Origin of the sequence: Brevibacillus fortis (assembly GCF_046196545.1) — a bacterium.
Taxonomy (GTDB): domain Bacteria; phylum Bacillota; class Bacilli; order Brevibacillales; family Brevibacillaceae; genus Brevibacillus; species Brevibacillus fortis_A.
The window spans coordinates 2,995,302-3,008,664 of record NZ_CP176370.1 but is presented as its reverse complement, the minus strand read 5'-3'; the positions used below and the strand labels follow the sequence as shown (position 1 = coordinate 3,008,664).

Below are 13,363 nucleotides of genomic sequence, written 5' to 3'. Positions count from 1 at the left end.
AACAGAGAGCGTTTTGGAAATCAGTTAAAAAATAGTCATTTTTTGTAAATTATGTTACTTTTCTCCCAAACCATTCTTCCATCCCTACAAAAAAGGCTCACACTTTCTGCTTCATTCGAAAGTGTGAGCCTTTTGATTAACGATTTCATTGCGGAATCGAAACAGTGGACACCTATTCTTTCAGGATAATATTCTTGTCCTTCAGTCTCTTGTTGGTCGTGCTTCTGACCAGGGTATATACGACGGCAAAAGCAGGGATTCCAAGCAGCATTCCCATCAACCCGAACAATGCTCCCCCAACCAATAAGGCTACTATCACCCATAAGCCATCCAATCCGATTGAATTACCTACCACTCTTGGATAAATAAAATTACCTTCGATTTGCTGCAAGACAAGTATAAAGACAATGAACCAAATAGCCTTCACTGGATCAACCATTAAAATAATAAAGGCGCTCGGAATCGTCCCGATATAAGCACCAAAAATCGGAATGATGCTCGTTACACCAATGATCACACTCACAAGCAATGCATACGGCATGTTAAACGCCCACATACCTACAAAACAAAGCCCGCCAAGAATGAGAGCCTCTGTTAGCTGGCCTGAGATAAAGCCACTAAATGCTCGATTGGTGATTTGTCCAATTTCTACAGCCCGATCCGCCCTTGCTTTTGACGAATAGGCATAAACGAGTTTTTTCGCAATGAGCGTCAACTTTTCCTTATAGAGGAGCAAATAGACGGACAACATCAGCCCCATGATGACATCGATAAAGCTAACGGTAAACATTTTCGTGTACGTCAGTAATACAGGGATAGAAGTCAGGAAAAAATGGCCTAACTTATTTACAATTTCATTCCACTTCTCCATAAGTGTATTCCATAAATCGCCGGACAAGTTAAACCTCTCTGCAAAACCATCGACGAAAGCCTTTAATGATTGCATGTCATTCGGAATACTTGCCGCAAGCATGGAAATACTCGTGAGAAGCTGAGGGACAATAAACCACATGAGAAATGTAAAAAATACCAGGACGGTCCCCAGTGTTAACAGGATTGAAAAAGGACGTCTTACTTTTGACCAGATTCGATTGTTACCGCGGTTAAGGGGTGAGAAAAGTCTTTCTTCATAAAATCTCATTAAAATATTCAAGATGTAAGCAATGGCAATCCCATAAATCACAGGATCTAATAAGTCAAATATTTCATAGATAAATGACTTTACAGAAGGAAAATTCCATACCACGGCAAACAGCAATACGGTGTAAGTCGCGATCATTATGTATTTCTTTATATCTCGCCAGTGTACTTTCTCCATCATTTTCTAGCTGACTCCTAACCTTTGTGAGTTCTAAGTTGACCGGTTTGTTCATAAACTTTTCCATTAATATGTCCACCCAAAAGTATACTATGTTTTTCAATCGGGCGTTATCATTTTTCTACTTTCACTAAAACTTCCCTCGAGCTTTCCACAATCATGCGTATCAAAAAGACTGCTGGAAAAGATAACAGGCTACCGACTAAGGGCAGCCTGCATATCTTCTATAGGGGGCCTAACTCCCCCTTTTTTACTTGGATGAGTTAGGCAGTACGCATCAATTCTCGATCGCGTTTGCCGTGGAGCCAGTGATAAAGCGGGATACTGAAAAGGATGAAGGCAACCATCCCGACGAAAATCGTACGATATCCTGTATGCGGTACGATAAATCCGAGCAGATAGGGCCCGATTCCTAATCCTAGATCATACAAAATGTAGTAAGTAGAAGTCGCTAATCCAAAGCGATGCGGAGCTGTCACCTTCACAGCTACCGTTTGGGCAATGGAGTTAAAGTTACCGAAGCCTACTCCAATCAATGCAGCAGATAGCAGAAGCATCCAGGAAGTTGAGGCTTGACTGAATAGAAGCATCCCTAGCGCAAATATGACCAGGCTTGGGTATGTCACGATGTTCGCCCCTCTTGCGTCCATTAGCTTTCCTGAGAATGGTCGCGAGAGGATAATGACAATGGCATACACCAAGAAGAAATAACTGGAAGCTGAGGAGAGATTAATTTCTTCCGCATAAAACGATAAAAATGACAAGACACCCGAATAGCTGAAGCCAATTAATAAGGCGATGAATGAAATCGGCAAGGCTTTCGGCTCGATGAATTTCGAAAGCAGAGAACCGTTTGCTTCCTCTTTCCCACTTGCGGAAGGAAGCGGAACATTGATTTTTGCCATGGCATAAAACAGCAAACAAATCAGGGAAAACACAACATTCATCGTAAAGATCCAGGTGAAACCATTTTCAAGCCGCAATAAGATCATGCCGAGAAAAGGACCAATTGCAGTGGCTAAAATCGCACTTAAACTGTAATAGCCAATCCCCTCACCCTTGCGAGATGCTGGCAAGATTTGAGCAATAATGGTACCTGTAGCTGTACTGGCAATACCAACGGCAATCCCTTGCAGCAATCGATTTACCAGTAAAAGGCTGATATGGACAGCAAAAAAGTAAAGCAACGAGGTGACAGCAAAAAATCCTAACCCAATCCAAAGCGTTTTTTTCGTACCTATATGACTAATGGCTCTACCAGTGAGTAATCGGCCAATCAAAGCACCAATGATAAAGATACTGGAAACCAATCCTGCTAAACTGGTTGAAGCGTGAAATTCTGTTTTGGCATACGAAGCAATCGTAACCATTAGTAAGAAAAACATAAGTGTCAAAAGAAAATTGATGAAAGAAACAATAACGAACTCTTTCGTCCAAAGCCTATCCTTTTCCACTGCTTACCCTCTTCTCTTTAAGTTCATGACTATTTTTTCGAGTATTGTGGCTGCTGCGTCTCTTTCTTCTGGTGAGATGCCCTCCAATATTTCTTCTAAGAACGGATCAGTCGCTTCCATAATCGTCTTATGGAGCGCTTCACCTTTCTCCGACAGATACATAATTTTTTGCCGTTTGTCGGATCCAGATGAAATCAAAATGATTTCACGCGCAGCTAATTTTTGCGCAATGGGTGTAATGGCCGGCTTCTCTACCTGCCAATAATCGGCGACGTCGCTAAAAGTAGCAGAACCATTATTTTTCAGATAACGAATTAACGCCCATTGCGTGACGGATATACCGAATGGAAGTAACTCCTCTTGCAATTGGTTATTGTACATACGATGTGTGAATGCGATTTTTGAAAAGAAAGGGTACATGTTAGCTCCTTTGTATTAGTTAATTAATTTAATTAATTATATATCTTTTCTTGCTGTTTGAGAAGGTCTAAATCATGATAGGTTACCTTGTGGCTTTTTCGGTGCACATTCGTCTAACCTATATCATCATACAAAAGGAGAAAATCATGCTGGCAAAAAGGTTTTCCGCCGTTCCCTTCTTATTATTGCTTTTCTTGGTACTTTCTTTTCCAATACCTACGCTTGCGAAGGAATCCTCCTTTCAAAATCCGTATTATGTGTTTAGCTGGGATGATGCAGGTAATGTCCGTATTACCGATCTGGCGAAAAATGAAATCCTCTCTTCCATTCAGTACCAAGCCGAATATGGCACGATTTACAATGCAATGACTCCTTCCCTTCCGAAAGGAGCCAATCAACTAACGATGGATCAAAGTCCACCATTTCTACCAGGGGCGGCCATCGAAATTCGCTCCGAATCGTTTGGCGGCAGAATGAATGCTCCGCTTGTCCATCAGGCTAAAGTGACTGCCGTCCGTGGAAATGACGTGTATTTCACACCACCTACGACGAAAGTTATCGACCGGAACATATTTATCAAACGGGGCAGCCAATGGGTTCGTAAATGGGATGACGTAAAGGTGGAACAACAGGAGACGGCTACTGGTAACACAGTCATCGTCACAGGTCAGACTCCGATTTCAGTGGTTACAACAAAATATGAATTGCAAAAAAATAGCCCTGCCATCCATGTCACCGTAAAAACCAGCTACAAGCGAGTGGCAAAGGTTTTTCGAGAGGCGTTCGCCCTGCAATTCAAGCCAAAAGTAACAGAGGTATACCGCAAGAACCGGAAAGTGGACACACAAAAATTCCAAGCTTCTTACTGGCTGGATCGCCAAGGTGCGAAATTTGGTCATGGGAAGCAATCAGCTTTTTTGTACCATGCTCCCAACGTGTCGTCACTTGAATTGAATGCAACGCAAAAACAGCTCATCGTCAATCTGGATCACATGAATGATCACAGATACGTACAGCAAGGCTCTACGAATCAAGTCGGAAAAGTCCGCCACGCTTCCGAATATCGTGCAAACGATGAACGGACGAATTCATTCTCGCTGGTAGTTGGGTATCAACCGAAGCTCATGCCGCGATTTATGAGTCAACCTTCTGGTTTTTTAGCGACACACGTATGGACAGAGCATGCTGACGAGCAAACGCTGCAAACGAATCGGGCTGTCTATTTCGGCTCCGAGAAGATTACATCGTCGGCGCAAGCGATAGGCGGTTTTGTCAAACACCGGATTCCGGTTACGAAAAGCGTGTTCTACTCGAATCCGTATTTTCAAGCGAAATCGCCTGTCAATGTCGCCATTGCGCAATGCCCTGAATTTTTGCAGTTTCTGGATGATCTGAATCGGAACGGTAATGATATTGGTCTGCATACCCTCTATCCTTACGAAATAAGGCACTATCAAAAGACTACGGAAGATGCATTGCAAATAATGAAAGATCACTTCCAAAGCAGTACATGGATTGACCATGGGTATTTAAAGTCCAGCTTTGCGTTTAACGCGCTCGACAACCAAACTGCGAATTTCTTGGCGCATCAGTGGGAAAAATACGGCACCTCGTATTTTTGGCACTACAGCTCAGAAGATATCGCCAATCCCAATAATGGTCTTGATCTGTACCAACCCCAAAGAGGCGACGCCCTGCGCACCCCTCTCTATTGGTCGCATCCGACAGTCACTGGCCCGTTTTATTCATGGTCGGCTGCCACCATTCCGGAAGATACACTGTATCTGTATCGGGAGCAAAATCTCCAGCAACTCATTCAAAATCGTGGGTTTTTTATCAATCATACTTACTTGGCAAGAATTCCGTCCAAAAAGCAAGGCGGGAAATTTGTCATTCGTGATGCCAAAGGAAACTGGATCATTCATCCCGATTTTGACCGCTTATTGAAACGAATGGGTACCCTGCGCGATCAAGGCAAATTGCATTTGACGACCGTACGTGAAATCATGGATTATTGGCTCGCCCTCTCTCAAGTCAGAATGGAATATGCACCAAATGGCTCTATTGTTCTGCACAATGATGGCATGCGCAAGATTTTTGGTCTTTCCATGGCGACAAAAGCTTCGGAAGTCTTTGTAAACGGGATGAAGCCGTCGCAGAAGAAAGCGGATGGCGATCTTATCTTTTGGTTCGATCTGGAGCCGAATGCAGTTGCTGTTATTGCTGCGAACAAAATGGATAGTATGGCACTCCCGAAATAAAAGTAAAATCAGTGACCATACATACAAAAAAAGCTTCCCTGGCGGTTCCAGGGAAGCTTCTTATTCCTTCATCTATTGAGACAATTTTACCAAGCTGTAGTTTTTCTTGCCTTTGCGGATAATGATGAAACGGCCGCCGATAGCGAGACTTGGCGTTACTTCCAGTTCCAGATCGGTAACGCGCTCGCCATTCATGGAGATAGCGCCTTTTGTAATATCCTCGCGTGCTTGACGCTTGGATGGCTCAATGCCCACCTCAACGAGCCAGTCGACAATGTTCTTTGTTTCGAGGGTAGATTCGTACGTCGGCATTTCTTTGAAGCCTTGCTCGATCTCATCTGCCGATAGCGATTTAATATCACCAGTAAACAAAGCTGCTGTAATGCGCTTCGCCTGCTCCAGCAATTCTTCGCCGTGCACAAATCTCGTCATTTCCTCAGCCAGCGCTTTTTGCGCCTCGCGTTTATGTGGCTCGGTCTGTACTTTTTCAGCCAACTCTTCAATTTCCTCTTTGGAGAGGAACGTGAAGTATTTCAAGTATTTCACAACATCGCGGTCATCGGTATTCGCCCAGAATTGGTAGAATTCGAATGGTGTTGTTTTGTTTGGATCGAGCCAGATGGCTCCTCCCGCTGTCTTCCCGAATTTCGTACCATCTGCCTTCAACATCAGAGGAATGGTGAGACCGAATGCTTTTGCTTCTGGTCCTTCTTTTTTGCGAATCAGATCGAGACCGCTAGTAATGTTGCCCCATTGGTCGGAACCGCCGATTTGCAGCTGAACATCTTCATGTTTGTACAGATGCAGGTAATCCAGCGATTGCAGAATTTGGTAGGAAAACTCCGTAAACGAAATGCCGCTTTCCAGTCTGCTCGACACAACATCCTTTGCAAGCATCGTATTGATGCTGAAGTTTTTACCGTAATCCCGCAAAAATTCAATAACATTGATTTTGTGTGTCCAGTCGTAGTTGTTCACCAAACGAATTTGGTTGTCACCATCTGTAATAAACAGCTTTTTCATCTGTGCGGTGAGTTTGTCGACGTTTTCCTGAATTTGTTCCAGTGTTTGCAAAGAGCGCTCGGATTGACGGCCGCTCGGATCGCCAATCGTACCTGTTGCACCACCGATCAAAATGACCGGACGATGACCAGCGAGCTGAAAGCGTTTCAGTACCATGAAAGGAATCAAGTGACCGATATGCATACTGTCACCTGTTGGATCGACACCACAATATAACGAGACTGCTTTTTCATTCGTTAATTCTCGCAGCCCTTCTGCATCTGTTTGCTGATTGATGGCTTCGCGCCATTCGAGTTCGTCGATAATATTCACTGCCATACACTCCTTCAATCTCCTATGGTAAAAATAAAAAATCGCCCCTTGTCTATTGTAGACATAGGGACGATTGAATAACCGTGTTACCACCCATCTTGCACGAATGGACCAAAGCGTTAACGCAGGTCATTCATGCCACTCGTAGCGAGTTATCGTTCGCGATTCCGCTCGGCATTACCCGAGATACTCCAGAGTGTAATTCGCTCGCTTATTGTGTACCGGGTTCCATCAACCCCCGGCTTTCTAGAACAGGGAACAAGCTGCTACTGGGCTCTTTCAACGTATGTTTCATATGAAATTAAAGTCAGTATATTGAATTCAAATAGCAATGTCAACCATGTAGCAATGATTCCGCCACTATCCCTTATTTTATTTTCGTGAGACCGTCAGAAGTTAGTTCATAGACAGTTGTTGCGACTTCATGTAAATACCGTCGATCATGCGAAATACTGATAATTACCCCGGGTATTTGAAACGCTCACCACCGGACAGAACACCCATCTTTTTGTCTGAATCCAATGCATGAATGCCGAGATCATTCATCGCTCTCACCAGTTCTTTGCTTTTGATTTTCGGTAAAAAAGTCGGCAATGGTCAATACTCGGCAATCATTTGTTCCGCGTAAATGAATTTTAATAGGCTGCTTTTTCCATTTCCCTCTTCCCCGATGATGGCAATCTTGTCTCCGAGTTGCAGGGTCAGATGCAAATTATGAATGAGAGACCTGCTGTCTTTTTTGGTGGTAATCGTGATATTATGCAGTTCAACCATTTGGATTCCCCATTTCGTTTTTACGTTTCTCGTCCTTTACTCTTTGTTCATCTGTATCACCCCCTTTTTTTGACAACAAAAAAAGATGCTTCTGTCCAATAAACAGAAGCATCTTGCTCTCGTACTAGAAATCGCTATATGGAAAATAGACCATACAGGAATTCAAGATATAAATTTGCTGGTGAATCTGGCTTCTTGTTTATTTATTATAGGATTGGCTTTTCCAATAAATAAACAATTGCGCAAATGATTCACCCTCCGTTCCACGTAGTTGACTTCAAGATAGCATGGCCTTCTAAATATTGTCAATGAAGCTATTCGACCAAGGCTAGCAATTGTGCAAGCTTGTCCTTGATGGGGGAAGATTCCTTTTTTACCGCCTGTGCGAGCTTCTTATTCCCGCCGAAAAGACGATAAATAACGGTTTCCCGCTGGTAATCTTCCATCGCTGCAAGCTCCCCTATGAGTGCATCCACCAGTTCTACACGATCGATGGGGATATTTTTCAAAGGTTTCACCCCTTCGCTACTACCAAGCACCAGAGAGACAAGTACAGGCATATTCTCTACAGTTACACCATGCGCCTCCATAAAAGCGATGACAAAATCGTCCTGGGCAGACTGATGCTCCGTGTCGACTAGCTCCATATAGCGACGAACGAGGGGAAAATAATCGTTGCTAGACAAGCCGAGAGCCAATACCGCATAGGTGCCAGGCATGACGGATTTCTCACTAGGCTCTACATCCCCGTACCACGCAAACTCCTCCATCGCAAGCTCAGCATATTCTGCGATTTTCGGGTATAAAACAGGATAACGGGACGCATTGGCAAAAAACTGGTGGAGACCTGACTTCGCCAGCTTTTTTACTGGCAGGTAGTGCTTTTCGCTGCTCTTCAGCTTGAGCTTGTACCCTTTGGGAAAGCCTTCACGCAAAAGGCCGTTGATAAAATCTAAGGCTTCACCGTAGGCGGCTTCTTCCTCAGATACGATACGAATGTCGATCGCTTGCAAAACGTCATTGGCGCTTGCTTGAATCAGGCTGCTTTTATACTCGTTTTCAAAGCGACCGCTGCCCCGTTTTACATAGTCCGCAGCCCGCTTGGAACCAAGCTGAGCAGCGAGGTCAAGGAACTTCTTGCGGGTGTCCGGTTCCTTGTTACCCATTACTAGAGCGACGTACAGGAAAAAGTCCAGCTCCTCTGTTTTTGGTTCCTGACGCTCCTGCTCAGGTTTCAAAACCCAATCCATGCCATAGTGCCCGGTACGATCAAAATAGTTGACTAAAAAACGCTCCTCTGCCCAGCCTCTTAAAGCCAAAGTAGCGTGGTATGTCCACGAATCACTGCGTTCTTTATTGGAGCGCAGCTTTTCGCTAAGACGCTGGATGAGCGGTTCGATAACCTCTTGTTTTTGTTCCATCAAATCGGGATTGACGAGACAATAGGCGAAGAAAAAATCGTCTTTATCTTTCGGACGTACAGGAAGCTCCGACTTCACTTTTGTCTCGATAAATTGATCCAGTGCTTGTTTTAGACTCTCGCGTTTTCGCTCGTTTACGAAATGGCGAGAATGGCATTGCACCGATTGTTTCCACTCGAATTCGAAAACAAGCTCGAAGCGGTAATTAAAAAAGTGAGAATTATAGTCGGTGGAATGAAAAAGGGATTCCATTCGTTCACACAGTGCGGGAAAAAACTCTTGCGTGAGAATTTCCTCTGTAAGCTCCTCTATGTAAGAGCCCGCGTCGTATTTGTACGAGTCGTCACTCCAATTGAAAGGTTCATGGACATCCACGTGGATTTTGCCATTGGCCCAATTGAGTTTTCCTTTTCTCCATGCCACTCTCAGGTAGTCTTTGATCCCCACCTGCAGTCGACTCCAGTCTTTGATCTCGCTGATCCGCTGGTTCTCTTTTTTATAAATTTCTTGAATGGAAGTCCATACCTCGTTTAGAAATGCTTCTGCTGCCTGATTCATTGACTGACTCTCCTCCCCGCCAAAACAGCGCTACCGTCTTAACCGATGACCTTGACGACATTGCCCTCGCTATCGGTAATATTGGTTTTCACAATATTTATGGCAATTCCTTTCAAGGAAGAGATCTCAAAGCTACTTTCCTTTGGAAGCAACTGCTTGGTAAGCGCAATCGTTGTCTCATCATCGAGGACAAAGCGAATAACGTCCTCTGCCGGAATACATTCAGGCCTTTCTCCTGCCTCAAATACAACTCGGACATCAGGTCCCAGCAGGCTCAGGCTTTCCCCTTTTCGCATACGTCCGCGGAGAATTTTTCCGATGACTTCCGCTTGCTTAGCTCCCAGCCTGAGGGTCGAAGGCGTTTTTTTCAATAAGCCTTTTTTACCTGGTTCCCAGCCTAGCTGACTGACAAACAAAAAGGCAGTGTTGGAGCCTTCTTGTTCCATTCCTTTTTGAACATCATCTGAAACTGTAGAGTGGCGCAGGAGAGAATCCCGCTCGAGATCGGTTATGTAGGATGGCATGTACGGCAAGCCAGATTGGAGTACGCCACGTGTATTCCAAGCCATCATCGCATCGAGTTCATCACCTGTGATCCCAACCATTTGCAAGAATTGCACCCGACCATTGGGCGTATCAATTTCGGCAAGCTGTGGGTCCGTGACAAAAGCGAGCGCAGTCAGTTGGGTATCGGCGCCCAAGCATATCGGACCGTTTGCATCCAAATGATCTCCTGCTTGAAAAACATTGCCGGTGTTGAATACGTAACGCGCCATGTTTTGAAGCAGGTTCAGTGCCCAAGCAGGCGGTTCTTCCTCGTCGTCCCCTCGCGCTAGTCGAAACGTCAATTCAAATCCAAAGCCGCTTTCCTCTTCATTTTCGGATTCCTTTTCATACAACTCGGTAAATCCATAGGTCACAAAATGCCAATGCGGGTAAGGCTCGTCCGCTTTGTAGGCGCTTATTCCATCCAATGGATCGTGGCCACCCAGTGCATACGAGATGAGCGTCCCGTAATGCTTAGGCTCCTGCTCTCCATAAATCTTTCTCATTTCCTGATCAATGGCATCCCAGCCTGCTGATGTCATTTCTTCGTTCATTTCTTCATTCATTTCTTCGTTCATCTCTCTCGCCCTCCTATGTAATGACTGTCTTAACAATAGCCAAATTGAAATTTGGATACTCTATTAGACGGTCAATACCCATTTAGCAAATTACATCGTTCTCATTCCCTTCTACCTCAAAAGTCTTTAATTGGTTTGTGCTATCCCATTCGGAACGACTGGCTTCGATAACCAGTGCTGGTCGGTTTGCACATGATTTTTGCGCACAAACTTGGCGGCAGATTGTTTAAAATCTTCGTACGGAAACCTCTCCGCTACACGTACCACGTACCCCTCTTGTTCCTCGCCGAAGACAGATTGTTTGGTGTAACAACTTTTTACGGTCTCTTCCTTCCAAATCCCTCTGTATAAGACAGGTGCTGTTTCTAAGCCAAGCAGTTTGGCCCATTCAACCGTTTCATCCCACGACAAGCATTCATTGTTTTCATTCCAGATCGAGAAAACGTAGAAATAGCTCGTTAGGTGTTCGTAATAGATGGAGTGCAGCGCAAATACATTCTCCCCGCAAATTCTCCAGCCTTCTGGGATATGAAACGAAATCGTCCCGTGCAGCATTTTTACCCAATGTCTAGATGCGTGGTCTTTGCTATCCAGTGACCTTGCGTGGATATGATTTCGGTAAAGAGTTGTATTTTCGCCATCGAGCTTTTCTGTCACGACTACTTCTTTTCCCTCGAAGTGACCAACCGTTCGCAAGATTTTATCATCGTCGGTTCTACTTCTTGACCAGGGTAAATGAAAGGTTCTCGGGTATTTTTTCAACATCGTTATTCACCTCCTTATTTGGCATAGGCATCACCTTCCTTGAAAAAGTACAGCTTCCATAGGTACTCTTCGCCCAATAAATGATAAATCTCGGAAATATCTTGCTGCGTTCCGTAGTTAATCTTCATGTGCATTTGAATCAGGTTGACGACTTCGAAGATAAAATCATCGTCGAATCCTAATTCTTTTAAGAAATGGCAAGCAATTTGTGCAGAAACATGCTCATGTCCGTAGTAGGAGTAATGGCCTTTCATCGGCTTGTAGGTTTTGCAAAATGGTTTGCCCGTATCGTGAAACAAGGCGACCACTTGCATGAGAAATTTGTCTTCTTCCGTGTAAAAGGCGTTTACATAATCGAAAACATGATACGTATGCTTGCACAAAGGGTACTGATGATAAGGGTTTTCCTGATTAAATTGATACATCTCTTGGAAGATCGGAATGGCATTCAACTTGGCAAACAGCTCTTCATAGGAGGGTTCATTTTGAAGCAATTGAACGAACTCTTCTTTTCCAATGGCATATGGAACTGATTCGTGCAAGAGATGAATGTGATCCCAGCCTTCATTCTTAATAGGAAAATGGAAGTTCTTCCGCATCTTCGCCAAGATGTATTCGTCTACGGTTCTCTTTCGGGATCGATTGCGCTCCAGGCAAACAGAATAAGGAACATCGACGTAATAGCATTCCTTTTGGACATCGGGAAATTTGGCAAGGACTTTCATTCTTTTCTCTCTGTCAATATTGGTTGCATCTAAGATGACATTCTTTCCATTCGCCAGCTCCGTTGCTATTTTCGAATAAACCTCAAAAAATACTTGCGCTGACTTTTTTTGTTTTCGCTCATCACCGAATAAGTTTTGGCGAATTTCATCCGTAGACACGATAGTTGCCCGTTCCTTTTTGGCAATTTCTTGTGCCCACTTGCTTTTGCCACTACCCGCAATGCCTGACAGGACGATTAATTTCTTTTTCACTTATATCTCACCTCCTTTCAATAGAAACTAACTTTTCGACTTACTTTTCCAATATTATACACACTTCGCGCATAGATGGCACCCTTCTTTGTTCCTAGATTTTCCGTTCATTACAGCCACGGACCAAAGAAGTTCTGGACAGCTTGCTCGGAATAGCTATCTTCCCCCCGCCAATTCACGACGGCGAAAAAGTCGTTCTTCCCGCCACGCCCTGGTCTGTCCTTGCTTGGAGCCAAGATCCCAACGGATGCAAGAATTTCCATAAAGACATCCCGCTCGTTCTTGCTGGACGGAAAGGCTCCAGTAAGGCGCTTCTCCAATTGACGAGCGGCATCGTTTGGTTCACTGCTGGCGATGATATCTAGCACCTGACGGAGGATGGCTACATCTTCTTCCTGTACCGAAAGATTTTCTTCCTTGCTTAACAGCTCCAGATCAAGCATGAGGTACGGTAGATAGTTCAGACGGATACCTCCCCACTTGATTCTTTCAAAATTCAGGACATTCAAATCTTCATCGGTATATAGCTCTCGTCCAGCGATATAGTAACGGTCGCATTTATGGCAGTCTCCGTACATGGCAAAGTAGGTGCCGTTTTCTGGATTTGTATACTTCCCTGCATTACTTTCGAACGTATGAGCTGTCAAAGACTCTGTCAAAGCCCAGCTAGACAAGGCGCTACGCAGGTACACCTTTCGCGTCGAGAGACTGTGCAAAAATGCTGCGGCGACTTGTTCTTTGGTCACTTTTTTATGCAGAGCAATGATTTTATCTATGCACTCCTCGTGACTAATTGTCTGCGGATCGAACATGAGCCCTTTGCTTTTTGCGTATTCAAAATCTTCTCCCGAAAAATCGTATGGGCGACTCTTCCACCCGTTGCTGCTCCAAAATGTTTTCATCAAGATTTGCTTTGCTTTTTTATCCATAAAACGATTGCTCCTTTTTTCTTTGCT

12 protein-coding genes and 1 other annotated feature are annotated in these 13,363 nt (G+C 44.3%); of the genes, 1 reads left to right on the top strand and 11 read right to left on the bottom strand.

Annotated features, from left to right (window positions below; genetic code table 11):
• Nucleotides 1-172: 172 nt before the first annotated feature.
• The 3 genes from ACKKE8_RS15450 to ACKKE8_RS15440 form a co-directional block, all read right to left on the bottom strand.
• Nucleotides 173-1,321 carry an AI-2E family transporter gene (locus ACKKE8_RS15450; protein WP_409178908.1) on the bottom strand — a complete coding sequence of 383 codons (1,149 nt, stop codon included), beginning with the start codon at nt 1,319-1,321 and terminating at the stop codon, nt 173-175.
• A gap of 260 nt (nt 1,322-1,581) precedes the next feature.
• A complete protein-coding gene (locus ACKKE8_RS15445; protein ID WP_409178907.1) occupies nt 1,582-2,772 on the bottom strand; it encodes an MFS transporter in 1,191 nt (396 codons plus the stop codon).
• Between the two features lie 3 nt (nt 2,773-2,775).
• Nucleotides 2,776-3,192, bottom strand: a complete 417-nt coding sequence (locus ACKKE8_RS15440; RefSeq protein WP_409178906.1) for a MarR family winged helix-turn-helix transcriptional regulator — start codon at nt 3,190-3,192, stop codon at nt 2,776-2,778.
• A 74-nt stretch (nt 3,193-3,266) separates the two neighbouring features.
• Between ACKKE8_RS15440 and ACKKE8_RS15435 the strand changes: the two genes are divergently transcribed.
• Nucleotides 3,267-5,453: a hypothetical protein gene (locus tag ACKKE8_RS15435; protein ID WP_409178905.1), complete on the top strand. Its 2,187-nt coding sequence runs from the start codon at nt 3,267-3,269 to the stop codon at nt 5,451-5,453.
• A gap of 72 nt (nt 5,454-5,525) precedes the next feature.
• Here ACKKE8_RS15435 and tyrS read toward each other — a convergent pair whose 3' ends face one another.
• From tyrS to ACKKE8_RS15395, 8 genes are all read right to left on the bottom strand, one after another.
• Nucleotides 5,526-6,788 (bottom strand): tyrosine--tRNA ligase, encoded by a 1,263-nt coding sequence (tyrS, locus tag ACKKE8_RS15430; RefSeq protein WP_409179126.1) that lies wholly within the window; start codon nt 6,786-6,788, stop codon nt 5,526-5,528.
• Nucleotides 6,789-6,850: 62 nt separating this feature from the next.
• Nucleotides 6,851-7,080, bottom strand: a binding site (T-box leader).
• 167 nt (nt 7,081-7,247) lie between these two features.
• Nucleotides 7,248-7,382: a hypothetical protein gene (locus tag ACKKE8_RS15425; RefSeq protein WP_409178904.1), complete on the bottom strand. Its 135-nt coding sequence runs from the start codon at nt 7,380-7,382 to the stop codon at nt 7,248-7,250.
• 3 nt (nt 7,383-7,385) lie between these two features.
• Nucleotides 7,386-7,562 carry an ATP-binding cassette domain-containing protein gene (locus ACKKE8_RS15420; protein ID WP_409178903.1) on the bottom strand — a complete coding sequence of 59 codons (177 nt, stop codon included), beginning with the start codon at nt 7,560-7,562 and terminating at the stop codon, nt 7,386-7,388.
• Between the two features lie 314 nt (nt 7,563-7,876).
• Nucleotides 7,877-9,541, bottom strand: coding sequence for a DUF6138 family protein (locus ACKKE8_RS15415; protein ID WP_409178902.1), 1,665 nt, complete (start codon nt 9,539-9,541; stop codon nt 7,877-7,879).
• A 38-nt stretch (nt 9,542-9,579) separates the two neighbouring features.
• Complete coding sequence (locus tag ACKKE8_RS15410) at nt 9,580-10,641, bottom strand: suppressor of fused domain protein (RefSeq protein ID WP_409179125.1); 1,062 nt, start codon at nt 10,639-10,641, stop codon at nt 9,580-9,582.
• 150 nt (nt 10,642-10,791) lie between these two features.
• Nucleotides 10,792-11,430 (bottom strand): RNA ligase family protein, encoded by a 639-nt coding sequence (locus ACKKE8_RS15405; RefSeq protein ID WP_409178901.1) that lies wholly within the window; start codon nt 11,428-11,430, stop codon nt 10,792-10,794.
• 14 nt (nt 11,431-11,444) lie between these two features.
• Nucleotides 11,445-12,407, bottom strand: a complete 963-nt coding sequence (locus ACKKE8_RS15400; RefSeq protein WP_409178900.1) for an AAA family ATPase — start codon at nt 12,405-12,407, stop codon at nt 11,445-11,447.
• A gap of 110 nt (nt 12,408-12,517) precedes the next feature.
• A complete protein-coding gene (locus ACKKE8_RS15395; protein ID WP_409178899.1) occupies nt 12,518-13,336 on the bottom strand; it encodes a hypothetical protein in 819 nt (272 codons plus the stop codon).
• Between the last annotated feature and the right edge of the window lie 27 nt (nt 13,337-13,363).